General features: G+C 51.1%; 17 protein-coding genes. 2 read left to right on the top strand and 15 right to left on the bottom strand.

Annotated features, from left to right (window positions below):
- Positions 1-145: 145 nt before the first annotated feature.
- Complete coding sequence (locus BP71_RS16505; protein WP_496381095.1) at positions 146-487, top strand: hypothetical protein; 342 nt, start codon at positions 146-148, stop codon at positions 485-487.
- On the opposite strand, the gene cobA is transcribed toward BP71_RS16505, so the two are convergent.
- The 9 genes from cobA to BP71_RS16460 form a co-directional block, all read right to left on the bottom strand.
- The gene (gene cobA, locus BP71_RS16500) at positions 484-1,257 is read right to left on the bottom strand and encodes a uroporphyrinogen-III C-methyltransferase (RefSeq protein WP_496381094.1); all 774 of its coding nucleotides are present in this window, start codon (positions 1,255-1,257) and stop codon (positions 484-486) included. The genes BP71_RS16505 and cobA overlap by 4 nt on opposite strands.
- Positions 1,258-1,372: 115 nt before the next feature.
- Positions 1,373-3,601, bottom strand: coding sequence for a ferredoxin-like domain-containing protein (locus BP71_RS16495; protein WP_496381092.1), 2,229 nt, complete (start codon positions 3,599-3,601; stop codon positions 1,373-1,375).
- A 186-nt stretch (positions 3,602-3,787) separates the two neighbouring features.
- Positions 3,788-5,032 carry a sulfate adenylyltransferase subunit 1 gene (locus tag BP71_RS16490; RefSeq protein ID WP_496381090.1) on the bottom strand — a complete coding sequence of 415 codons (1,245 nt, stop codon included), beginning with the start codon at positions 5,030-5,032 and terminating at the stop codon, positions 3,788-3,790.
- Positions 5,033-5,146: 114 nt separating this feature from the next.
- A complete protein-coding gene (gene cysD, locus BP71_RS16485) occupies positions 5,147-6,100 on the bottom strand; it encodes a sulfate adenylyltransferase subunit CysD (RefSeq protein WP_496381088.1) in 954 nt (317 codons plus the stop codon).
- Positions 6,101-6,195: 95 nt separating this feature from the next.
- Complete coding sequence (locus BP71_RS16480; protein WP_496381086.1) at positions 6,196-6,897, bottom strand: phosphoadenylyl-sulfate reductase; 702 nt, start codon at positions 6,895-6,897, stop codon at positions 6,196-6,198.
- 38 nt (positions 6,898-6,935) lie between these two features.
- Complete coding sequence (locus BP71_RS16475; protein ID WP_496381084.1) at positions 6,936-8,123, bottom strand: trans-sulfuration enzyme family protein; 1,188 nt, start codon at positions 8,121-8,123, stop codon at positions 6,936-6,938.
- An 80-nt stretch (positions 8,124-8,203) separates the two neighbouring features.
- Entirely contained in the window at positions 8,204-9,382 is a 1,179-nt protein-coding gene (locus tag BP71_RS16470) for a TSUP family transporter (protein WP_496381082.1), read from the bottom strand.
- A 127-nt stretch (positions 9,383-9,509) separates the two neighbouring features.
- Positions 9,510-11,789: an FAD-dependent oxidoreductase gene (locus BP71_RS16465; protein WP_496381080.1), complete on the bottom strand. Its 2,280-nt coding sequence runs from the start codon at positions 11,787-11,789 to the stop codon at positions 9,510-9,512.
- A gap of 53 nt (positions 11,790-11,842) precedes the next feature.
- Positions 11,843-13,918 (bottom strand): glycoside hydrolase family 2 protein, encoded by a 2,076-nt coding sequence (locus BP71_RS16460; RefSeq protein WP_496381078.1) that lies wholly within the window; start codon positions 13,916-13,918, stop codon positions 11,843-11,845.
- 78 nt (positions 13,919-13,996) lie between these two features.
- Between BP71_RS16460 and BP71_RS16455 the strand changes: the two genes are divergently transcribed.
- Positions 13,997-14,233 (top strand): DUF8507 family protein, encoded by a 237-nt coding sequence (locus BP71_RS16455; RefSeq protein ID WP_496381076.1) that lies wholly within the window; start codon positions 13,997-13,999, stop codon positions 14,231-14,233.
- Between the two features lie 72 nt (positions 14,234-14,305).
- Here the strand turns inward: BP71_RS16455 and BP71_RS16450 are convergent, their stop codons facing one another.
- The 6 genes from BP71_RS16450 to BP71_RS16425 all read right to left on the bottom strand — a co-directional run bounded on the left by BP71_RS16450 (position 14,306) and on the right by BP71_RS16425 (position 24,143).
- Positions 14,306-16,030, bottom strand: coding sequence for a sodium:solute symporter family protein (locus BP71_RS16450; protein WP_496381074.1), 1,725 nt, complete (start codon positions 16,028-16,030; stop codon positions 14,306-14,308).
- A 102-nt stretch (positions 16,031-16,132) separates the two neighbouring features.
- A complete protein-coding gene (locus BP71_RS16445; RefSeq protein WP_496381072.1) occupies positions 16,133-18,715 on the bottom strand; it encodes a glycoside hydrolase family protein in 2,583 nt (860 codons plus the stop codon).
- A complete protein-coding gene (locus tag BP71_RS16440; protein WP_496381070.1) occupies positions 18,712-19,695 on the bottom strand; it encodes an FAD:protein FMN transferase in 984 nt (327 codons plus the stop codon). Before BP71_RS16440 ends, BP71_RS16445 begins: the two co-directional genes overlap by 4 nt.
- A gap of 39 nt (positions 19,696-19,734) precedes the next feature.
- Complete coding sequence (locus BP71_RS16435; protein ID WP_496381851.1) at positions 19,735-21,537, bottom strand: FAD-dependent oxidoreductase; 1,803 nt, start codon at positions 21,535-21,537, stop codon at positions 19,735-19,737.
- Between the two features lie 140 nt (positions 21,538-21,677).
- Positions 21,678-22,613, bottom strand: coding sequence for a hypothetical protein (locus BP71_RS16430; protein WP_496381068.1), 936 nt, complete (start codon positions 22,611-22,613; stop codon positions 21,678-21,680).
- Between the two features lie 36 nt (positions 22,614-22,649).
- Positions 22,650-24,143, bottom strand: coding sequence for a RagB/SusD family nutrient uptake outer membrane protein (locus BP71_RS16425; protein ID WP_496381066.1), 1,494 nt, complete (start codon positions 24,141-24,143; stop codon positions 22,650-22,652).
- Positions 24,144-24,179 lie beyond the last annotated feature (36 nt).

The following is a 24,179-nucleotide window of genomic DNA, read 5'->3' as shown; positions in this document are numbered from 1 at the left end:
CCTGATAGAATCCGGTGATCGGTACCGGTTGAGAGGTTGTATACATTGTAAATTAAGTCGTTGCATACGAACACCCATGGGCGAGCCTTAGGATTAAACTTTCATTTTTCTTATATTCACTGATTCAAACCGTAGAATTAATGCTATGCTTGAAGGATTGTTTGATATCAAGAATGATCGCAGACTAAGCGTTTACCTGTACCGGATAGGCTTCGGGATGTGGTTGATGTATCTGGTACTGGGTGCTCCCGCACTGCACGCATATAAGCACTACCGCCAGGATTGCGGCATACTGTGTTTTGCGCTGATGATCTTTGGTTTCAGCGCCTCCATGGTGTACGACTATTTCCATCACCGTGACCAGTACGAAGTCAAGAAGAAGTGGCTGTTTATCAGTTATGTAATTCTTGCGGGGATTATCTACTTTGTGGAGTTCAGGGGCCACGAACGCAGCATCAATATCGACTGGCTACTGGGCCTGCTTTAATCTGCCAGGCCGTTTACCGACTGTGACTTCTGCATCATTTCGCGCACTTTATCGTAAGAAAGATCCGGCAATGCAGCCACTTTTCCAATCACGATAATGGCAGGCGACGTCATCTCACTTACCTGCGAAAGCGGTACAATGTTGCCGATCTTGCCCGTCACGACCTTCTGGTTTTCCAAAGTCCCGTTCTGGATAATAGAGATGGCCTCGTCGAACCGGCCCAGCTCCGAATAAATGGCGACGATCTCCTGCAATTTATGGAGGCCCATTAAGATTACGACTGTCGCCGTGGATTGGGCAGCAAGGTACACGTCCTTGGAAAGCTCGTGCGCTTTGGTGGTGCCGGTGATCACCCAGAAGCTCTCACTCACGCCACGGGAAGTCAGCGGAATACCGGCCAATGCAGGCACTGCATAGCTACTGGAAATGCCTGGGATCACTTCGGATTCGATGCCGTGTTCGGCTGCGAAAACGATTTCTTCATACCCACGACCAAATATGAACGAGTCGCCGCCCTTCAGGCGCACTACTTCGCCGTATTGACGCGCTTTCTCGACGATCAGTTCATTGATCTCGTCCTGCCCGCAGCTCGTTTTACCAAATCGTTTTCCGACAAGGATTTTAACGCAGTCTTCGGGACAATAATCCAGTAATGAAGGGTGGGCAAGGGAATCGTACAGGACAACCCGCGCTTTTTGCAGGGCCTTGATCCCTTTGAGGGTGATCAGGTCGGGATCGCCCGGACCTGCACCGATAAGTGTCAGTTTCATGGTGAGATCGACTTCGGCAATCGGCTGTCGGCAATCGGCTTGAATGCTATTGGTACTGAAAAACATCAGCCAAAGTAAAAAGCCGACTGCCGATGACCGACAGCCGAAAGCCCTATTAACTATCTTTTCCGAAAGAAAGCTCCTGCAATGCAGGCTCTCCGGTTTCGATTAATTGCGCCTCGCGGGTATCCCGGACGAAGTTCAGGAAATGCGCTGAACTGCTGATGAAATACTCTGCGAACGCTTCGCTCGGTTCGAATTTATTAATGCTGAAAACCAATGCTTTGAACGGTGTTTCTACCTGATTTTCTACTGCAAATTCAGCTGGTACATCATATTTGAAATCCTGTCCGAAATGCGTTTCAAAATCGTTGATAATGCCATACTGCGTATTCGTGGTCACGTCTTTCGACATTAACAAGCCTTTCGCGCCGGTGATGAACACGTTGTAGGCATGGTAAATCGCATCAGCCCAAACACCCGATTGGAAAGATTCTTTCGCCAGGTTCAGCTTCTCCTGACCTTCGATGATCGTAGTGGCAACGAGGTCAACCAGTACGGAAGCACATTCACCAACTCCGATTTCTGTTTTGAACAGTTCATCGTGGTCCCAGTCGCGGTAATCGTCGTCCTGTACCGTTGTGAGGTCCGCGAGCGGTTTCAGCAACTGGAAGAAGTAATTTTTAGTCTGGCGCAGGTAGTATTGGTTGAAATACTCGCCGTCGAATGCATTTGCTTCATAATCATTAAAAAGCAGGCGCAACACTTCGGGTCCGCGTTTGGTAGGGACTTTAATGACCTTATCGCCGATCAGACCAATGCCATCACCGGAGAAACCGCCGCCCAGCAACACCTGCAATGCAGGAAGTACCAGTTTACCATTCTTGATCGAGCTGCCATGGAAACCGATATTGGCCGCATTGTGCTGGCCGCAACCGTTCATACAGCCGCTGATCTTTATTTTAATATCCTGATTATAAATCATTTCCGGATACTCATCGCGCATTACGTCTTCGAGCACGCGGGTGATACCATAGCTGCTTGAAATCGCGAGGTTACAGGTATCGGTTCCGGGGCATGTGGTAATGTCCATCGTGCTGTCGAAGCCGGGATTAACCAACCCCAGTTTTGCGAGTTCGTGGTAAATGGCTACCAGGTCTTCTCCTTTTACAAAACGAAGGATATACCCTTGGTTAACGGTAACGCGAATATCGTCGGCGGCATATTTACGGACTACGTCGGCAAGGCTGCGGGCGGTGTCGGAGATCATATCGCCCAGCAACACGCGCAACTGCACGGCATACCAGCCTTTTTGTTTTTGTTCAAATGTATTGGTGCGCAGCCATTTGGTGAAGATATCGAGCTTATCGGCGTCGATGCTTTCCGCTGCAATTTTCAGGATTTCCGCTTCGGACAATGAAGGGCGCGGCGCGTGATTGATCGCCTCGTATTCATTGGTGCCAAAAAGGTCTTCCGGGATCTGGAATATCTTGTTACGCACCGCTTTACGCTCTTCTTCCACTTTTTCCATCATGCCTTCGAGACCGAGGTCGTTCAGCAGGAATTTCATACGCGCCTTGTGCCTGCGTACGCGCTCGCCATAGCGGTCGAACACGCGGAGCATGGCTTCAATGAAAGGTATAACCTTATCTTCTTCCAGGAATTCAAATGCGGTTTGCGCAGAGAATGGCTGTGCACCAAGCCCGCCGCCGATCAGTACTTTGAACCCGCGAACAGTTTCGCCGGCTTCGTTCTGACCCATTTTCGCGATCAGGCCTACGTCGTGGATAAATGCCAGTGCGCTGTCTTTTTCAGAAGAAGAAACGGCAATTTTAAACTTCCGACCCATATCCTGATTGATTGGGTTGCGGAGGAAATAGGAGAAGATCGAATGGGTGATCGGCGTAACGTCGAACGGCTCATCCGGATCGATACCCGCGATGGACGACGCCGTAACGTTACGGATCGTATTACCACAAGCTTCTTTCAATGTAATTCCTGCATCTTCCAGGTCGGCCCAGAGCTGGGGGGAGTCGGAAAGTTTTACAAAGTGCAGCTGGATATCCTGGCGTGTTGTGGCGTGCAGGTTACCGGTTGCAAATTTGTCCGAAGTATCTGCAATGCGCACCAGTTGGTCGGCAGTAATGCGTCCGTAAGGCAATTTAATACGGATCATCTGCACACCAGGTTGACGTTGACCATACACACCGCGTGTCAGACGGAACTTGCGGAACGCTTCTTCCGGTGTTTCTCCGGAATAGAAACCACCGATTTTTTGTTGGAGGTCAATGATATCGCGTTTGGCAACCGCGGATACTTTGTCAGAAATGATTAATTCGCTCATGGTGATATTCTAATCGTCTATCGGGATAGTATATTTTTATTCAATAGTGCGGTGACGTTGGTGCGATGATCCTTCGACTACGCTCAGGATGACATTCTAGCGTTGTTGGTGTTGTCACCAACAATACGTCCGCGCATAGCCTAAGATTGTGGCGTGTTGCCGGTGTTTTCACCGGCAACCGGTACCTTACTCGATCATACAAGCCCCCACCGTCACGTTTGACGTTTCGTCGATCAGGATCGCTGCGCCGTTTGCGCGGTTTTTCTGATAGGGATCGTATGCGATGGGCTGGGCTGTCCGAAGAACGATCCTTGCTACATCGTTCAGTTTCAGGCTCTCCACCTCATCCAGTTTTTCGTATGAATTGATGTCTATCTGGTACTCGATGTCGCGGACAGAGCAGCGGGATCTCGCCGTTCCGTGCTGAAGTACATATTTATTACCTGGTTTCAGTGTTTTTCTGTCGTCCATCCAGCAAACAAGCGCCTCTATATCCTGGCTCACGATCGGGGAATTGTTTACAGAAACTATGGTATCCCCGCGGCTGATGTCGATATCGTCTTCCAACAATATCGTTACAGACTCAAGAACAGACGCCTCTTCGATTTCGTTTCCGCCAAATTCGATTTTAGCAATTTTAGATTCTCTTTCCGACGGCAAAACGCGGATCAGATCGCCTTTTTTGAAGCTTCCGCTTTGTACACGACCCGCGTAGCCACGGTAGTCGTGAAGCTCGTCGGTTTGAGGACGGATCACGTATTGAACGGCAAAACGGCCGTCGTCCAGATTTTGATCCTTGAGGACATTGACATTCTCCAACACCGAAAGCAATGTTTCGCCGGCATACCACGACATGCTTTCCGATCTTTCAACGATATTGTCGCCATTCAGCGCGCTCACGGGGATGATTGTCAGGTCTTTGATCGCCAGTTTTTCAGCGAGCTCAGTGTAGGATTTTGCAATTTCCAGAAATGCATCTTCAGAGTTTCCAACGAGATCCATTTTGTTGACCGCTACGATCACATGGGGGATGCCCAGCATGGAAGCGATCAGCGAATGGCGGCGGGTTTGTTCTACCACTCCATGACGCGCATCGACGAGAATAATCGCCAGGTCCGCGTTGGAGGCGCCGGTCACCATATTACGGGTATACTGGATATGGCCCGGTGCATCAATGCTGATAAACTTGCGGTTCGGCGTTTGGAAATATTTGTAAGCCACGTCGATCGTAATACCCTGCTCGCGTTCCGAGCGGAGTCCGTCTGTCAGCAATGCAAGGTCGATTTCCCCGGCGTTGCGGGTTTTGCTGGCGCGTTCGATGGCTTCCATCTGATCGGCCAGGATATTTTTTGTATCGTAAAGCAAACGCCCGATCAATGTGCTTTTGCCATCGTCAACTGAGCCTGCCGTTATAAATCTTAGTAAATCCACTGTTTTTTTAATTTTGAATGACTGAATGAGTCAATGATTGAATGAGTCAATGAGTGAATGAGTGAATGTTTTTCGCTCCTTCGTCCCTTTCCTCCATCCTCCTTTCTCCCATTCTTAAAAATATCCGCCCTTCTTCCGGTCTTCCATTGCCGCTTCTGTCTGCTGGTCGTCGATGCGGGTTTCGCCACGTTCGCTGATACGCGATATGGTGATTTCAGCGATAACCTCGTCCAATGTTGCTGCGCTGGATTCTACTGCCGCGGTACAGGTCATATCACCGACAGTCCGGAAACGTACCTGGCGGGTTACGATCTGATCTTCCGGATCAGGTTCGATTACCGGCGTGTTGTTCAGCAGTTTGCCGTCGCGTAAGATCAGCTCGCGCTCGTGTGAGAAATAAATGGATGGTAGTTCGATACCTTCCCTTTTCAGGTAAGCCCACACATCCAGCTCCGTCCAGTTCGAGATCGGGAATACGCGTACGTTCTCGCCTTTCTGAATGCGGCCATTGAACAGGTTCCAGAGTTCAGGACGCTGGCGTTTGGGATCCCATTGACCAAACTCGTCACGGAATGAGAAGATACGTTCTTTCGCGCGTGCCTTTTCTTCGTCACGGCGTGCACCGCCTATACAAGCATCAAATTCAAATTCTTCAATAGTGTCCAGCAGGGTGAAGGTCTGCAACCAGTTACGGCTTGCATTCTTGCCTGTCTGTTCTTTCAGTCCTTTGGCCTTGATCGTATCCTCCACGTAGCGAACGATCAGTTTTGCGTTGGTTTTTTCAGCCAGCTCATCCCGGTATTCAATCGCCTCTATAAAGTTGTGACCGGTATCGATATGCACGAGGGGAAAAGGGATCTTGCCTGGTGCGAATGCTTTTTTAGCCAAATGAACCAATGTAATAGAGTCTTTTCCTCCTGAGAACAACAAGGCAGGGCGCTCAAACTGGCCGGCTACTTCACGCATAATGTAAATGGCCTCTGCTTCCAGCTGATCCAGATAATCCGGAGCTCTGCGTTCATTGATCTCACGATTGATTTCGGAGGCCTCTTTCACTGAAATTGACATATTTTTGGTTATTGATTTAAATGTTAAATGGGTTTTAAGCTATATGCTGTAAGCTTAAAGTCAATTGCTTACGGCTTAAAGCTTATAGCATATTGCTACTTCGCGTGCAACCCACATTCTTTCTTCGACTCATCTTCCCACCACCAGCGACCAGCGCGGAAATCTTCCCCTTCCTGGATCGCACGGGTACAGGGCGCGCAGCCAATGCTCACAAAGCCTTTGTCATGCAAGGGATTATAAGGAAGCCCATTGGATTTTACATATTGCTTCACTTCGTCAAAAGTCCAATCCAGTATCGGGTGGAATTTCACCAACTGATGGCCTTCGTCCCATTCCAGCCTCGGCATATCATGACGATTACCTGACTGTTCTGCCCGGATACCGGTCACCCAGATTTTCGCACCTTTCAATGCACGGTTCAGCGGCTCTACTTTGCGGATAAAGCAGCATTCTTTACGGTTTTCAATGGATTCGTAGAAACTGAGCGGACCTTTGGTACTTACCATTTGCTCCACGGCTTCCGTTTGCGGATAGTATACCTTCACTTTGGTATCGTAGCGGTTGTTGGTTTTTTGCAAAGTCATATAAGTCTCTGCGAAAAGCCGCCCGGTATCCAGTGTGAAGATGCCGATATTGATATTATTCTTTAAAATGAGGTCGCTGATCACCTGGTCTTCATAACCCAGGCTGGTTGAAAAAACGACTTCGCCGGGAAACAGATCCGCCAGTATCGCCAGCGACTCAATCTCACTTTTGCCTTCGATGGCAGCGTTTAAAGATGCTAATGTTTCGTTCATGGTGAATTGTCGGGTTGGTCTGCAACCCACTTTAATGCTTACTCCAATATATCACTTTTCACCGACACTTCCACCGCTTGCGTGAAATCCTCGATGAGGTCTTCGATGTCTTCCAAACCTACTGAAATGCGGATCAAACCTTCGGTAATGCCTAATGCAACTTTTTCTTCGGGCTTCAATTTCGCGTGGGTTGTCGTGTTCGGGTTGGTGACGATCGTGCGGGTGTCTCCGAGGTTCGATGACAGCGATGCGATCTCTAATGCGTCCATGAATGCCGCTACCCGCTCGAAACCGCCTTCCAATTCGATCGTCACAATGGCGCCGCCGGCTTTCATTTGTTGTTTGGCCAGCTGATGTTGCGGATGCGATTCCAGGAAGGGGTACTTCACGGATTTTACATCCGGGTGCTTGTCCAAAGCCGTTGCCAGCGCCAATGCATTGGAAGAATGTTTCTCCATCCTCAAATTCAGAGTTTCAAGGCTTTTGCTGAGAACCCAGGCGTTGAATGGCGACATCGACGGCCCTGTCTGGCGGCAGAAGAAGCGTAACTCCTTGATATATTCTTTTTTACCTACAACTACTCCACCCAAAACGCGGCCTTGACCGTCCATGAACTTCGTGGCGGAATGCAACACGAGGTCGGCACCGAAATCGGCCGGCGTTTGCAATGCGGGCGAGGCAAAGCAGTTATCTACGTTGAAAATAATGTTGTGTTTCTTGGCAATGCGGCCGATCATCGCCAGGTCTACCAGATCCAGACCAGGATTGGAAGGTGTTTCGAGATAGATCATCCGGGTATTAGGCTGCACGGCAGCTTCCCAGTCGGCTTCGCTGGCGTCCGCATCCAGGTAAGTGTGTGTAATGCCCCATTTGCTCAAAATCTGCGTAATTACCTGGTGCGCAGAACCGAATAATGCGCGGCAGGCCAGAATGTGGTCCCCGGTTTTCAGCAATGCAGCCATACTCGCAAACACGGCCGCCATGCCCGTTGCAGTGGCTACGCCGTCTTCACAATCTTCCAGGATACAAACCTTATCCACAAACTCCTGCACGCTCGGATTCGAGAAACGGCTGTAAATGTTACCTTCCTCGGTTTCTTCAAAAAGCGCTTTTCCCTGCTCCGCGCTTTCAAATGTGAAGCTGCTGGTCAGGAAAAGGGGAGTCGAGTGCTCGCGATACTTGGTTTTACCGGTTTGGGTGCGTATCGCTTTGGTTTGTTTTTTCATGATGTGGAAACTTCGGCTGTCGGCTGTCGGCGATCAGCATTTGACTATAATTGATGACTACCCGGAATACTCCGGTACTTTTACAAATTGCTTAAAACCATATAGATAATCCTCACGCTTACGATGATGACGATCGTCCCTACCATGATCATCATGGTTTTGATCGGTAAGCGGCGGGATAGTGTGGCGGCGATGGGCGCGGAGACCATACCACCAAGGATAAGGCCAAGCACCACCTGCCAGTGCGAAAATCCGATAATGCTGATGAATGTAACCGAGCTTGCCAGCGACACGAAGAACTCTGCCAGGTTTACGGAACCGATGGTGTACTTGGGATGCCTTCCGCGTGCAATCAATGTCGATGTCACGATCGGCCCCCAACCGCCTCCACCGATGGAATCCAGCGTTCCGCCTGCCATCGCCAGCCAGCCAATCTTCCTGATCGGCTTTTTTTCAACTCGTTTCTTTAACGCTTTCTGGATAATAAGGATTCCCAGGATCAGCGTATATATTGCCACCAATGGCTTAATAATGTAAATATATTGTTCGAGGGAAGAGAGTGCATAGGCTCCGACAATCGCGCCAAGCACGCCGGGAAACAGGATCTTCTTGAAAAGTTTGCTGTTCACATTCCCGAATTTCAGGTGCATATAGCCTGAAACGCCACTGGTAAAGATTTCCGAAGTGTGTACGCTGGCACTCACAGCCGAAGGCGGAACACCGAGCGTCAGCAGGAAGGTGGAAGCTGTAACTCCATACGCCATTCCCAGGGCGCCGTCGATCATCTGGGCAACAAATCCGCCGAGCACATAATAAAAGAAGCTTTCATTCAACTCCAGGTCATTCCAGAGGACGGTGAGCCTGTCGTAGGTAAAGAAGGTAAAAAGGAGGTGACCAATTATCATCAACGCCAGCGCGGAGAATATATTGACGGCGATCTCCGTCCGGCTCCGCTTGCGTATCGTAGTAGCCCAGAGCTTTTGCTGGATGCTTTCCCAGGTAAGCGGCGTTTTTGTATTATTTCTGGAAGCCGGAGTGACGGATTTCAACTCACCGGTCAGCGGCACTCCATTTTGGAAAGGCGCGTCCGATTCTTCCGGTAAATCACGCAGGAAAACGAGCTGTCCCTGCTCCCGCGCAAGCGCAGCCAAACGCCGATCTTCCTCAGGATCACCACTTGCGATATAAGCTACGTGGAGAGATTCCCAATTATTCTCGTTGTTTTCAGTTGAGGGTGTAAAATCCGCCGCTTCCTTCAAAGTCTATGTAGTATACTATTATTGTAGAGTAAACTTCCAAGAAAATAGCAAACTAATGTTTGCTATTTCAGGTCGGCAAATTTAAGATCAAATTGTTAGTTTTCAAAGAATAAAAAAGGAAGCCGGCTTAATAGCACCGGACTTCCATGAGCGACACCGGCACGTGCGCATGGCTGTTTTGCAGCCTGATTTTCAGCGAGCGCGTCGTTAAAGGCTTGGGGAACGCCAGTGTTTTTTTGGTCAGGTGGTTGTCATTTATTGTTCCAATGACGTTACCTGCATCATCCAGCACTTCAATATCCTGCGCACAGAAGGGCATTACAGTTTCGGGATGAACGTAAATCACGTTCTCCATCGGGTGGTCGAAATCGGTGTCGAATACGAAATCGATTTTGGAAATGCTTTGACTATCATCCCATTGAATATCCAGTTCCGGATTGCGGTCACTCATATCAGCCACCCATGCATTCGGCCCGGCAACAGGGCGGTGCAGGCCATTGCGAAGGTTTTCGGTTCCAAAAAGTTGGATGGGTTCGCTTAATGTAAATGCCAGGTTCTGTCCCGCAGGACGGCGTTGCGGGCACCAGAATTCGAAGGTATCCACGCCGAGGTCTTCTGATGGCTCCTGCTTTCCGTAATTTGAAACGGCCGGATTGGTTGCGTTGAAGACGGTAACCAGCCCGGTCACGCGTTGTTCGCTGTATTGGATGCGCACCTGTTCATTTTTCAGAAAGCACACAAATGCATAGCATTCTTCATCGAAGTGCGAATTCCAGTCCAGCACGACCTCATGTTTACCCGCAACGAGCCGGACGGTCCGGGTTTCGAGTGTCAGGTCAGGTGTGTGGTTAAATGGCTTGCTGCTTTTTCGTAGTTCCGAAACGAGTTCCGTATCCTGTAAAGCCTCTACCCAAATGCTTACAGCAGGCATTTTGCCTCTTACTGGCAGCATTTGAGCAACTGAATGCGCGATGACCTTCCATTCGTCGGACCCCGGCAGTTCCTTCAACTCCAACGCGGATGAGGCCCGGATCTGCGCCCTGGCGACCAGGTTTTCCGGGTCAGAAACCTTAGTTTGAGGCAAATACTGGCCCGAGCGCCACAATTCCAGTTGCAGTTCTTCCAAATGCTCTTCACCCACTTCCCGTGGCGAGCAGTTGTACCTTTTAGCTACCGCCGCGGCGATTGCCACGGCCTGGCCCCCGGTAGCGCTGGTGGCCATGACGCGCGTGGATGCAAATGCTACGTGCGTTGCGCTGATGATCCGGCCGGCGATAAAGAGGTTATCAATGTTTTTGCTATAAAAGCATCGGTAGGGGATGCTGTAAACGCCTTTACTGTGCCACTGATTACAGCCAGCCTGGTCGCTGTATACACCGTCGGCAGGGTGAAGGTCTAGGCTCCAGCCGCCGAATGCAACGGTATCGTGAAAGGTTTTTTGTTCTACTACGTCTTGCTGTCTGAGCAGATAATCCCCTTCGAACCGCCGGCTCTCACGCTTCCCCGGAATGGCACCGACCCATTCGAGGGTCATGTTTTCGGCTTCCGGGAACTCACCAGAGTTTTTGATATAGTTCCATGCGCCATACACGACTTTCCAGAGTTCCCATTTGATCTGCTCCGTATCGTGCACGGTATCCAGCCGGCCGCCGTATTCGAGCCACCAGAGCCGGCAACCAAAATCTTTGGGGTTGAAAGTTTTATGGCGGGGTATTTCAGTAATGTCCTGCAATGCGAAGGACGGAGGCACAAACTTTACCGGACGGCCTATGTCTTTGGAATAAAAATACATGGAATGTCCCAGTAGTTCGCCATAGGACTTGTCTGGTGCGAATTTCTCCCCGAACTCGTCCATCGACTCGGCCCCCATCCGGAATGCGGCGCCGGCCAGGAAGCCCACGATACCGTCACCCGAAGCGTCGCAGAACAGCGGTGCAGACAATTTGTACCGGGTACTGTTCTGGCTGCAAAATGCCTGCAGGGATTCGATCCGGTCGGTCCCCTCATTTTGTGTTTTATCAAGATCATATACTGCCGTGTTCAGGAGTAGCGTGATATTTTCCTCCAGGGTCACCTTTTCCAATAGCACCGTATCAAATATCAGGGGATTGCCATCGGGGTTCCGGAAGGCATTTTCAAGCATGATCTCATCAATGACCCCGCCTTCGCGCGCCCAGCGGTTGTTGTTGCCCATGTGTGAAGTTGCGCCCAGTATCCATAACCTGACTTCGCTGGAACAGTTGCCGCCCAGTACAGGCCTGTCTTGTACCAGCACGACCTTCAGTCCTGCGCGCGCTGCCGTAATGGCCCCGCAGGTACCTGTCAAGCCTCCTCCCGTGATCACAAGGTCTGCGGCAATCGCAATGGTTTTTGGTTCTCTTTTGTGTGTTGATTCTCCGATTATCATTTCGTCAGATAGTTTATGTCATAGGTTGCACAACCTTGCTGTCATGCGATTGATTATTTCAGTTCGATATCGGTTTCGGTCGTGACAAAACCGGTGGGTTTGAGAATGGTTATAGATAATTGTTTTTCAAAACCGCGCACCGGAATGTTGATTTCCTTATGCTCGCCCGGGTTGAGGTCCGGTAATGCGATGGTTGCGGTGCCGGATTTCAGCAGGTAGCTTTTCAGGGCACGTGCCGGGAAGTCTCCGCGTGCCGTTACCTTTACCGTGAGGTGGTGCACGCCTTGTTCACCTGGTTTGAAACTCACCTTTTCAACTGTCAGCGGTGACAGTTCTTTCTGGTGGACTGCGTAGGCGGGTCTCGGTGAACGTTCCGGACCCACGATACCCCACGGGCGGAAACCATTGACGTTCGTGCCGAACAGCTTGCTGCGATAATCGTTGTAGGTCCACCAGGATGTAGCCACCACATAAGGCCTTTTCCTGACTTCCGCCATTACATCGCTGATATGCTGAGCCTGAAAAGCTTCTCCTCCCTTACCGTCGGAACGGGTGCCCCATTCACTGATGAAAATGGGTTTGTCCGGATACAGCTGATGAATATGGTCCAGCGCTTTGGCATGGTTACCATAAGTATTGGTAGAAACAAAATCGACATACTGGCTGGCTTCGTCCTCCGGTTTGGGAGGGAACGCATTCAGGAGCATGCTCGCAAATGTGTAGAGGCGCGTGGGATCGAGCTCGCGTGCGTAGGCGATCATATCTTTCGTCCAGCGCTGGCCGGCGGCAGTGGTAGACCCATATTCATTCCCGACGCTGTACGCAATCACGCTCGGGTGGTTCCAGTCACGCTCGGCCATTTCACGGAACTGCGCTCGAAACTTAACGCGCATCGAATCATTATCCATTTGCTTTGGCGTGAGCTGCCAGTTACCCGCTTCGGTAATGATGAGCATGCCGTAGCGGTCGGCCAGGTCATAGAAGTATTCGGAAGGCGTGTAATGCGTAAGTCGCTGAAACTCCATTCCCGCTTCTTTCATCAAACGGAAGTCCTTCTCAATTAACCAATCAGGCTCCAGTGAACCTAGTCCGGGATAGTCGATCACGCGATTGCCACCCCCGACTTTCAACGGTTTGCCGTTCAAAAGAATCTGACTTCCGCTCACCTCAATTTTTCGGATCCCAAAATTCGAAGCAAGCGTATCCGTTCCGATGACGGTTTTCAGTTCGTAAAGATTAGGTTGATCCAAATCCCAAAGCTTCACCTGTGCAGCCGCCAACGTTGCTTCGGCTTCCAGCATAGCCGTTTGTCCGGCCGGTATGCTTGTGGTTTTGGTTTTCCATTTCAAAGTCAGTGGTTTTTTGTCCTGCCAAACCGTCAGATCGACCTTGGGAGACGAAGCGCCTGCAGACGCATTGCGGACCCTCACTTTGGCTGTCACCACAGCAGTACCTTTACCCAGATCGGGCAATGTCTCGATCTTCACATTCTCGGTATAAACCTCCGGCTCGATGGTCAGGTAAACCGGCCTGACAATGCCGCCATAGTTCACCCAACCCACAAATCCGTCGTTGATATCGCCCTTGTCCTTAATGCCGGGGATCGTATTTGTCTTCCAGGTATCGTTATTGACTGCCACTACCAGCAGGTTGTTGCCATCCTTCAACTGCTCCGTCACATCGAAGCTGAACGGCGTGTAACCACCCTCATGCTCGCCGACCTTCTGGCCGTTCAGCCATACGTTGGTTTTATAATAGGCGCCGTCGAAATGCAGGATCACCCTTTTCCCTGAAACCGGTTTCCAGGCGAAAGTCTTGCGGTACCAGGCCGTCCCCGTGTAAAAATCGTAGCGCGGGTCCGTCGAAAAACAATGCGGTACCGTCACCTTATCCTGGCGACTTTCCTGTGCGATGCCGTCGCGGTACCACTGGTTGGCGATACCCAGCCCAGCCGGGTCGAGCAGGAACCACCATTCACCATGCAGCGGAATCGCATTGGGCTGCCGGATATGGTACTGGGCGGCGCCCCGTTGGGCGGCATCCCGTTGGGCTGCATTCAGCTGGGCTGCGACCTTCGTGCAATGAAGTGTTAGTAATATTGAAAAGATAAAAAGGGCTAAGCGTTTCATTATGTGGATGTCGTTCGGTTATGGTTTTGTTTTATTAGCGGTTGAATTTTGTTTTTTTTGTAAAAAGCGATTTCAGATATGGCAACTTCACACACCGTCCCTACCCGTTTGAGCAACTTGCAAAGTGAATTGCTGAAACTTTATTCCTATAATGTTTCTGATGAACAGTTAAGGGATATTCAGAAAATGTTGGCTGATTATTTTGCGCGGAAAATTGATTCAGAAATGGATCGGCTGTGGGAAGCGAATGATTGGAGCGAACAAACCGTTGAGTCCTGGAAATCGGAACATATGCGTAGCAAATCTTCCAAATGAGGATTGTTCTCGATACAAATGTTCTGCTGATTAGTATCCTTAAAGACATTGATTTTCCCAGGTTATCTGTCATCAGGGTAGACGAGTTTCTTCAAATGGTGAATTCTCAATAGTAGTCAACTTCACCTTCCGGGCCGCGCTGAACGGGATTAATGCCGAAATCAACACCACCACAGCCACACCCGCCGTCACCAACGTTCCCTCCGTGGTTAAAAAGCTCAGAATGAACAGCATTACTGCCGTGAATAGCAGCGCCGCGGCGATTACCTGCAATCCGAAACGGTTTTGCTTTTTGATTTCCAATGCTTCTTCCGCGTCCATTTCCACGGCATTCTGCCTCCGCTGGTCCCTGGAAAGTGTATAAATCGTGTATTCATCGGCGATCATGTCTTTGGATCGTGCCCAAAGTTCGTAAGCGAGCAGCAGCAGCAGCGGCAGGCCGACGCCAACGATCGTTTCCATTCCCCTGGAGAGTTTGAAGTCCAGCAGGGTCGGGGCGAGTGTTTTGAAAAACAAATTCACACATAACCCGATGCTCGTGATCCAGAGTGTGGTCCGGCCATTGAGTCTCTTGGAAAACAATGCCCATAGCGGAGGAGCCAGAAGCGGGCCACCAGAGATGGCCGAAATACTTAGGACCACTTCGACAATGCCTCCCGCAGACGGTACCAGCAATGCAATGCCGATCATACCCAGCCCAAAAAACCAGGACGAGCCGCGCGCGACGCGGATCAGTTGCTTATCGGAGGCTGCCGGGTTCACCATCCCTTTATAAATGTCATTGGTAAATACCGCCGATACCACGTTCAAAGCGGTATTCGCGCTGGCAGACGTTGAAAAATACATCCCTGTCAGCATGAGGCCCAGCAGACCGGGAGGCAGCACGAGTTTGCAGATCATCAGGTAGGCATTCTCGGTATCCAGGCCCGTCAGTGAAGGATTAATGGCCTTGTAAATCATCGGCGGGAACATCCAGATCACCGGGCTGATCAGGTACAATCCTGCGAAGAGAAATGCCACTTTTTTGGCCGATTTCTCACTGTCAACACTCGTGTAGCGCTGCACCATCGTCCAGTTGCCGCCGATGTAGCAAATGTGGTAAATCACAAATGCGGCTACGAAGCCGAGCGTGTATTCGCCATTGAGCAAATTGAAAAAGTCATCGGGGATATTGTTGGTGAATCCTTCCCAGCCTCCAACCTTGTCGAACGAAAGCGGAAGCAGGATGAACACCGCGGCGGAAAGCACCACAAATTGAAGAATGTCCGTCACCATCACCGCCCAAAGGCCACCCACCGCCGTGTAGGCAATCATAAAAAGCCCCAAACCAATCGTGCAGGGCACCAGCGGCAGGTCCAGCGAAGCACTCACCAGCTTGGCCACCGGGTACAGCACTGAGCCTTTAATAAACACCGAAACCAGCGTGAAAATGAAGATATAAGTCTTTTGAACCGGCAGTCCGAGGCGTTCGCGGATGAACTCGGCGGCGGTGAGCGCGCCGGTGCGTTTCCAGCGCGGGGCGAGGTAAATAGCGGTGATCAGCGCGCCGATGCACATCGTCCATTGAATGGTAATGGCCACCCAGCCGTGTTTGTAGGCAATGGAACCCCAGGCCACAAAGGTGCCGGCAGAGAAAAAGCTCATAAACAGCGAGAGTCCGCCGATGAACCACGGCACCGCTTCGCCGCCCGCGAAAAAGGATTTCAGATTGCGCCCCGTCCGGGCAAAAAGCATCCCGATGCCCATCACGAATGCGGAGAATACGAGAATGACAATGGTATCGGTGGAGTTGTTCATAAGATGGCTGTAAGCTGTAAGCAATAGGCTATAAGCTTGATGGTTGTTGTTTATGGTTCTCTAATGCGTAGGGCCTACGGCATATAGCTTAAAGCCTATTGCTTATTGCTTAAAGCCTATAGCCAACGTCCTGCTTCCGAATGCGGGGAGCTTGATGTTCGTGATTGCGGCTTTTTGGTTTGTTTCGGCCCATTTCATGGTTACGGGCGCATTGTTTTCGGAAACTTTGCTGTTGTCGATTTTCAGGTTGAAGCTCGTGGGTCGCGGGCTGTTGTTGAGCAGGGTGATGTAATAGGTGTTTTTTGTTTCAGATTTTGACACGATAGGATCAATGGACGGGCTGTCGGCAGCGACGAAGCCTTCTTTGATCACTAAACTGGCTTTATCGCCGAAAACGGTGCCGGGCGCGAAGCCGTACGTCTGATGCGGGCCTACTTTGGGCGTCACAAAACCACGCGGGAACAGCACTTTGCCATCCGAGCGCAATGCGGCTTCCGAGAGCAAGTAATCGGTAATCCAGCCGACTTGCCACCACGCGTGGTGCGGGTAGGGGCCTGCGCCGCGGTTCATGGCGTTCCAGTAGTAGGAAGCAACGCTCGTTTTGCTATCGACGAATGCATCCCGGCCAATGGCCGACGCACGGGCCATATCCGCGAAAAGCTGCTCGCCCGTAAGCTGGTAAATGCGGATGAACAGGCCCGCATGGCTCGCCAGCTGAATGGGTCCGTGGCGTGTGGCAGATCCGAAAATGCCGCCATGCTCGAAACTGAGGCCGGTTTGGCTGATCTCCCAGTCCTCACGGGTAACGCCATTCACGGTCTTGGGTTTGTGATCGGCAATAGGGTGGGTGTAAATGGACGAAGTATAAATCTTCGCGCAGGCAATCGCAGCCTCCTGGTACTTTTTGTTTTGGGTTAAATCAAACAAATCCAGCAATGCCTGCGCCGACTGGCCGGTTGCAAAGTCGGGTGCGTAACGCGCGTCCCCGCATACGCCCAGGAAGGCGCCTGTTTCGACAGCGTTTTTGAGGAACCAGTCGGCCCCTTTTTCGGCGGCTTTCAGGTATTTTTCGTCTTTGAGAATGCGGTGCGCGACGATCAAACCGTAAAAAGTCGGTCTTACATCCTTAATATCCTTAAAAATCTCCTGCTCGGTTTTGCGATCGTAGGCAACGGCGAAGCTGCCGTCTTCGCGCTGCCAGCTCAGTAGCTTTTCCGCACCGATGCGCAGCCGTTCCTTCAATTCCGCATTGTCGGGTTCAAAAAGCAGCATATTGCCCACATCGAGCATTACATAATAGGTTAATGCAATGGGTTCCACCACCTCGCCCCATTCCTCAACAAACTTTTTCTTTTTGGCCAAATAATACTGGCCCTCGACGGCACCTTTGAAGAAACCTTCGTCGGTTTGCTGCTGCACGAGTTTGAAATTTTCGGCTGGCGGAAGCACTTTTTGGGTCAGTTCGGGATCTTTGGTGGCATTGGCGAGCATCCACATGGCACCGTAATCCGAGTTTTTCATCGCATCCTTATCGGAACCGACTACGCCGCCGAGGTACGACTGCGCGCCGATCTGCTTGCCTTTGAACTCCTCGATATTCCAGAGCGACGTCTTGGGATCGGTCAGGTAATGGTGCATTTTTTCGATGCGATCGGTCAGTGCCTGCTTACTTTGCCGGAGCGCCAGGGTTTCGCGGAATTTGTAAATGTCCACGGCCGCATGTTTGGTAGCCTCAAACCAGTCGCCGGCGATGAGGCTGTAACGGAAAGTGTAGGAAACCGACTGCCCAGCCTCCATTTCCGACTTTTCTTCTCCCAAAACCGGGTAATACAACGTCGGCGAAAGCTGCGCCTTCCGGTTCATATGCGAGAGGCCCAGATGCCAGTCGATCTGCGTGATCTGGTCTTTCGCCCACGGATCGCGTGCGAGGCCGGGTTCGGGAACTACCGACAGGGTAATGCCGTCCTTGCTGCTCACCAGCGGACTCAGCGTAGAGGCACAACGCTCGCGATATACCACCGGGCGGTTGGGAATGCCGTGGCCATAGGCATAGGCCAATGCAAAGTTTTTTTGCATAAAATTCCCCTGAAAATACCCCGGTACCGACACCCAGCTCATCTGTTCCAGCGGCAAAGCGGCAAGGGTAGGGGAAGCGAGCGAGAAAAAGCCCTTTTTCTTGGCATTCAGCGTCATTTTTACCTGAATATCATTCGGGAAACGCGGGTCGATCTGCCAATGTGCCGTGACGGTAGCAATGTCGGTTTCGGATTGGAATTCCAGTCCGTTATCTTTTGCAACACCCGTTTTTGGGAAAAAATGGATGGCCTGGCCGGCGGTGTTTAATGCCACGCCGGTAGTGCTTTCTTTCCACTGGGTTTGCTGGTAATGGTAGGCATCTTCCGGGAATTTGCCGCCGGTGATCTTTTCAAAAGTCTCGGCGGATTCGGTGGAAGGTTTGGTTTCGGAATACAGCAAAGTATACTCGCCGGATGGCGCCGCCACCTTGGTCCACCGGCCTTTTTGGTTCACGGAAACTTCCTCGATTTTCAATGTACCATCGGTTTCGCGCCATTGGACGCGAATGGAATTGTTGGTCAATGCTTTCACAGACGTTCGCTGGGCCGGGGCTTGCAAAACGGTGAGAATGCTAAGTAAAATCGGTAGTAACAAGGTTATTCGTTTCATTTTTCCTGGATAAGGTCTTTGATACCGTCGGTTGCGAAGGACATTAACCGGCCTTCCTCATTGGTGTAAAGCAGGTACGCGTCGATATCTTTCCGGTTTTTTAAAAAGGTTTTGGTCGATTCTAGCCCCATGACGAAGAATGCGGTATCGTAGCCGTCGGCGGTGATCGCGTCTTTGGCAAACACCGTTACGCTCAGAAGCGGTGTCTGTTCCATCCCGCCCGTGCGCGGGTCGATAATGTGGTTATAGGTAATACCGTTGCGGGTAATGTGGTTGCGGTAATTGCCCGCGGTGGTCATGGCGCGGTCGGTAAGGTGTACGGTGGCTGCCAATGCAGCGGGTTTAAGCGGGTTTTCAATGCCGGTTATCCAGCGGGTACCCCCGTTTTTCATCCCCGAGCAAAGCACTTCCCCGCCGATCTCGACCATAAAGCGGTTGACATGCTGACTTTTCAGAAATGTTCCGACGATATCCACCGAATAACCCTGCGCAATGCCATTAAAATCCAGCTTTACGCCCGGGCGGGTCCTTACTTCCTTATTGTTAAATTCAATTTGCTTAAAACCAACCCATTTCAGCAGTGAATCCACGTTCACACTCTCCGGATCGATGTTCTTTTTATTCCCAAAACCATAAGCTTCCGTAAGCGGCATGATCGTAGGGTCGAATGCACCGCCTGTCGCTTCATGAATTTCTTTTGATTTAACCAAAACTTCATAAAACCACGGCGAGCGGAAAGAATGCCTTGCGCTCGCATTAAATGCAGAAAGCTCCGAATCCGGCCGGTAGAGTGAGAGGCATTTATCAAAATCAGTCAGAATGGAGTCAATAGTATGCTTGAAATTACGGTTTTCCGGGTCGAAATAGCGGATATGGTAGGTTGTGCCCTGCGCCTCGCCGTCGATGGAGATCATATCAGCATCCCCCACGCGAGCTGCCATTGTCGCCAACGGCAGCATCATCGTAAGGAGGGTGGACATTACTCCGGCAATATGTATCGCAGTGCTATTCAAAGCAGGTCAGGGTTGTGGGGCGAGGGTTTCACCTTTGAGTATCCCGGTCAATTCAGGTAAATGTTCCTGATAAATTCCACGGGGCGTAGTCTTGTATTTGGTCGCCAGATAGGATGCAAAACCGACTACTTCGCCCATCATTCCGCACGTACGCATGACCCGCGTGCTCCCGAACGCCACGTGCGTGGTGCTGATGTTGCGGCCGGCCATGAAGAGATTCTGGATGTTCTTGGAATACAAACAACGGTAAGGGATAGTGTATGGCGCCACTTTAATATGCTTGGTTCCTGCAAAAAACTCCTGTCCTTCGAAGTATTTGCTGTTTTTGGCGTCAGGGAAATGCAGGTCGATCGTCCAGGTAGCTGTCACTGAGCCGTCGGGATAAAACTTGCCTTCCTGAATATCCATCTGGTTCAGGATATGATCGCCGATAATCCTGCGCGACTCGCGTTTGCCGCCGATGTAAGCCACCCAGGCGAGTTCTTTTTTGCCGTATTTGGCAGGTTTGTTCTTTTTTAAATAGGACCAGTTGCCGTAAATCGCGCGGAGGTTATGGTCGCGGATCTGCTCTGCCTGGGTAATGGTGTTGAAATTCCCGAAACCGGTTTCCCATTGCCAGTCGGATTTAGGTTCGTCGATGTGGTATTCGTCGGAAAACTGCATGGCCCAGGGCGTTTCGGGGAAAGATGAAACGGTATCCCGGTCCACGGAAGCCCACAGATTGGAAGTGCCTAATGTAAAATCATCGGACTTTTCGGCCGCCAGCGACTCGCCGGTTTCAGCTTGGCTTTCACGGCCCATCCGGAATTCGGCACCGGCCAGGAAGCCCACGGTGCCGTCGCCGGTGCAATCGGAGAAGAATGATCCGGAAAAGCGCCGCTCCTGATTCGTTGCAATGTCACGGCCTACGACGGCGGTAATGATATCGTTTTCCTTTTCCACTTTGTAAACATGTGTGTTGAGGAAAAGGGAAATATTCGGTTCAGCCTTCACGATAGAAATTTTGCGTGCATCGCCATATTCTTTGGCGTCGGGATTGCCATTACCCGGGTCGCCGTTATCCATTTCGCGAACAATGCGGCCAAGCTTGGGATAGTGGTTCTTATCTACATCGCCCATCAAATGCACCCGCACTTCGGAACTGTTGTTGCCTCCGAGCACAGGCCGGTCCTGAATCAGCGCGACCGTCAGGCCCATTCTGGCTGCCGAAATGGCCGCGCAGGTTCCGGCAATGCCGCCACCGACTACCACCAGGTCAAACCGGCCCGCGTCGGCGGGTTTGTCGGTGATATTCAGCAGTTTCTTGCGGAATGCAGTTAATGTTTCCAACTCGTTGGGCGGTGTGAATTTCAAGTCATCGGTAAAAAGAAGGGCGTCGCAGCGGCCGTTGAAGCCGGTAAGGTCTTTCAGCGCAAGCCTGGTATCGCTGTTTTTTATATCGATCACGCCACCGTCATACCATTTCCATGCGTCAGAGCCACTTTCACCGAATGTCTGCCCGACGGACTTCCCATCGATCATGACCTGGAATTTGCCCGGGCCTTTCGGGAACGGTGCCCAATCCTTGGTACGCACCCACAGATGATACTTGCCTGTTTTAGGAAATTTTACCGTGGTTGTGGCATCCTTCACCGGGCGTCCCATCCCGTGTGCCATCAGATAGGAAGAGTTCATGACCACAAACGATTGCTGGTCGATCACCCAGCCGCCTTTGTCGGCGAAGGATTCAGTTTCCACGAAGATGTGGTTTTGAGCAGAGGCGGTAGCCGCCGCCAGGAACATCGCGAGCATCACGATGCAGTAGGCCATGCATCGGATGGGTCCGATGGGTCGGATGGCCTGGGGAGCCCAGGTAGTCCAGGTAGTCCTGACCCGGATGGCCCGGGTGGCCCAGGGTTGAAACCCTGGGTTGGGGAGGCCGGGTTTAGACCCGGCGGTATGGGGAGATATCATGGTTTTTGGAGCAGTTTTTTGATTAGTTGGGATTGTTCTTCATTGGCGGTAGCCAGGTTGGTTTGGAGGTTGGCTGCCAGTTTTGATGAGAGTGGGATTGCACCCAGTTTTTTCAGAATCGCGATCTGCATGCTGTATGAGGTCTTCTGATAAACTTCCCAAAGCCAGGTTTGACGTTCGGTCATTTTCAGGAAATCGTTCTCTACGCGCTGCAATGCATATTTGGCTATGAACGTGTTTTTACTAGCGATGATCGCCTGGATATCCTGTTCAAATGCTTTCCCGACCCGGCCGTCGCTGTTCATTACTTTCGCCATCGCCCAGTACTGGTAATGATGGTTGCTGCTTTGTAAAAAGCGGTGGAGCAGCGCATCGCTGGTGTAGCTTTCGATGATTTTCTTTATTTCCGGTACAGCCTTTCCGTAGGCGATGTGCCACAGGGTGTAGCAGGTATAAACTGCGCCGTCGATGACCTGATTTTTAATCGTCTTCAAAGTGGCACCGGCCTTGGCGTCGACGGAATCGGTGAGGTTATCTGTGCCTTTGGTAATCAGGTCTTCCATTTCCAGGTCTGCGAAAATGGAGTTGGTCTGACTGAGGATATCCCGCAGCTTCTCATAATCCGCTTCTTTGAATTCGTCGTGGTCAACTTTGGTGAGCACTTTCCCTTCGGGTAGGTCGTAACGTTCGTAGTTGCCCAGCAGGTCCCAGTAAAAATTGATATACACCGGCTTGCATTCATTGGTGTAGCAAACCGGTGTGAAAATGTTCCTGAAGAAGTACTGCGGCTGCCCTTTTTCGTCGAGCGCGAGTTTCAGCGTGTAGGTCAATGTGTCGTTCTCCGTTATCGTGAACTCCCTGACCCGCTCCCTTGGATTGTCTTGCAAAGGAGCGGCCGTCAGCATTGCCAGGAAGAAAAATACATTGACCATCAGATAAAAATTTTCAACAATTACTTCCGGTTACCACTACTTCCAATCCGGATTCTGTTCCAGTTTCGGGTTCGCATTGATCTCGTCGAGCGGGATCGGGAAGTATTTGTTTTTGGCCGTCACATTGCGGGTCGGATATACGTCGTTGACTGCTTTCGGAATAACGGTCAGGAACTTGCCCGTGCGGGTAAGGTCATACCAACGGTCACCTTCGGCGAAGAACTCCCAGGCGCGTTCCTGTAAAACCGCTTCGATAAATGCATCTTTGGATAAACCGGTTTTGAGATCCGGCAAGCCAGCCCGTTTTCTGACCGGGTTGATAAAATCATAGGCGGCAGCTGAGGCACCATTCAGCCGGGCCTCGGCTTCGGCGGCGATCAAGTACATATCCGGCAGGCGGAAAATGGGGATATTGGGGATGAGCCCGACGGTTGATACCGGGTCCTGGTATTTTTTGATCAATACACCCTTGGTGGTAATGGGTGTAATGCTCTTCTGAGGCACCGTTACACCGGCTTTGTTCACGTAGCTGGTGTCCAGTAATGTGCGGCGTTTGTCCGTAGGGTCGAAGGATTTGAAGAATGCCTCATAGGCGAACATCGAGCCGAAAGACGTACGGGCATATTCGAGGCCGGCACTTCCCGGAGGGCCGCAAAGGCCGGTCAGCTGGTGACCAAGGCCCGGGGAGACAGGATCCGCTTCGTATGCCCACATATTTTCCACCCTGGCGGCGTCTTCCTTGTCATATTTATATACATCCCGGACATCGGCCATAAGCGAATATTTACCCGAGTTGATCACGTCTTTGGCTTTTTCCAGTGCCTTTGCCCAGTCTTCATTGTACAATGCAGCTTTGGCATACAATGCGCTCACTACCTCTTTGGCAACACGGCCTTTGTCCACTGTCGGATACGAGACAAGTCCCGCCGCCAGTGCCTGATCGAGGTCGGCGTAAATCTGTTTGTACACCTCTGCTTTGGAGCTTTTGGCGGTCAATGCTTCGGCTTCCGTGTAGCTGGGAGTAATTTTGACAGGGATATCACCAAAATTTTTGCTTAAAAACCAGTGATAAAATGCCCGTAGGAAATAAGCCTCTCCAATGATTTGCTTCTTGCGCGCCTCGTCCATGTTGGCATCCGGTACTTTGGCGATTACCCAGTTGGTTTTTTCGATACCGTTATAACACGAAGTCCAGATCTGTTGCGGCGATTCACTGGTGCGCGCATTGCTTTTCTGCGTCGTATAGTTGACGTCGTAGGTGAAGAGCGTCAGCGTATTACGCCCCACCACACCGCGCGGGTAAGTCTGATCGTCGCTGAGGTCGGCGATTAATGTCAGCGCGGGGCCACCGCCCAGTCCGCCCAAAGCGCCATAGGCCGAGATCAGTCCTTTCTCCGCATCGGCAGCGGTTTTGTAGAACGCCTCGGTGTAGATAGACGAGTAAATTGTTTCATCGAGCTGGCAGGATGGTGCGATCAGCGCAGTTCCGGCCATGCCCAGGAATGTGGTTATTTTCAGTAGCTTTTTCATATCTGTTGAACTCAAGGTCTGCAAAGAGGATTTAGG

This window comes from Dyadobacter ginsengisoli DSM 21015 (genome assembly GCF_059568735.1).
The sequence above is the reverse complement of the archived record's forward strand: the minus strand, read 5'-3'. Positions and strand labels throughout refer to the sequence as shown.

What these genes read in the sequence shown, in the direction of transcription:
- cysD (WP_496381088.1), bottom strand. Translation starts at nt 6,100, where the DNA reads ATGTCAATTTCAGTGAAAGAGGCCTCCGAAATCAATCGTGAGATCAAT.
- BP71_RS16425 (WP_496381066.1), bottom strand. Translation starts at nt 24,143, where the DNA reads ATGAAAAAGCTACTGAAAATAACCACATTCCTGGGCATGGCCGGAACT.
- BP71_RS16480 (WP_496381086.1), bottom strand. Translation starts at nt 6,897, where the DNA reads ATGAACGAAACATTAGCATCTTTAAACGCTGCCATCGAAGGCAAAAGT.
- BP71_RS16430 (WP_496381068.1), bottom strand. Translation starts at nt 22,613, where the DNA reads ATGGTCAATGTATTTTTCTTCCTGGCAATGCTGACGGCCGCTCCTTTG.
- cobA (WP_496381094.1), bottom strand. Translation starts at nt 1,257, where the DNA reads ATGAAACTGACACTTATCGGTGCAGGTCCGGGCGATCCCGACCTGATC.
- BP71_RS16455 (WP_496381076.1), top strand. Translation starts at nt 13,997, where the DNA reads ATGGCAACTTCACACACCGTCCCTACCCGTTTGAGCAACTTGCAAAGT.
- BP71_RS16440 (WP_496381070.1), bottom strand. Translation starts at nt 19,695, where the DNA reads ATGTCCACCCTCCTTACGATGATGCTGCCGTTGGCGACAATGGCAGCT.
- BP71_RS16465 (WP_496381080.1), bottom strand. Translation starts at nt 11,789, where the DNA reads ATGATAATCGGAGAATCAACACACAAAAGAGAACCAAAAACCATTGCG.
- BP71_RS16460 (WP_496381078.1), bottom strand. Translation starts at nt 13,918, where the DNA reads ATGAAACGCTTAGCCCTTTTTATCTTTTCAATATTACTAACACTTCAT.
- BP71_RS16505 (WP_496381095.1), top strand. Translation starts at nt 146, where the DNA reads ATGCTTGAAGGATTGTTTGATATCAAGAATGATCGCAGACTAAGCGTT.
- BP71_RS16495 (WP_496381092.1), bottom strand. Translation starts at nt 3,601, where the DNA reads ATGAGCGAATTAATCATTTCTGACAAAGTATCCGCGGTTGCCAAACGC.
- BP71_RS16445 (WP_496381072.1), bottom strand. Translation starts at nt 18,715, where the DNA reads ATGAAACGAATAACCTTGTTACTACCGATTTTACTTAGCATTCTCACC.
- BP71_RS16475 (WP_496381084.1), bottom strand. Translation starts at nt 8,123, where the DNA reads ATGAAAAAACAAACCAAAGCGATACGCACCCAAACCGGTAAAACCAAG.
- BP71_RS16435 (WP_496381851.1), bottom strand. Translation starts at nt 21,537, where the DNA reads ATGGCCTACTGCATCGTGATGCTCGCGATGTTCCTGGCGGCGGCTACC.
- BP71_RS16450 (WP_496381074.1), bottom strand. Translation starts at nt 16,030, where the DNA reads ATGAACAACTCCACCGATACCATTGTCATTCTCGTATTCTCCGCATTC.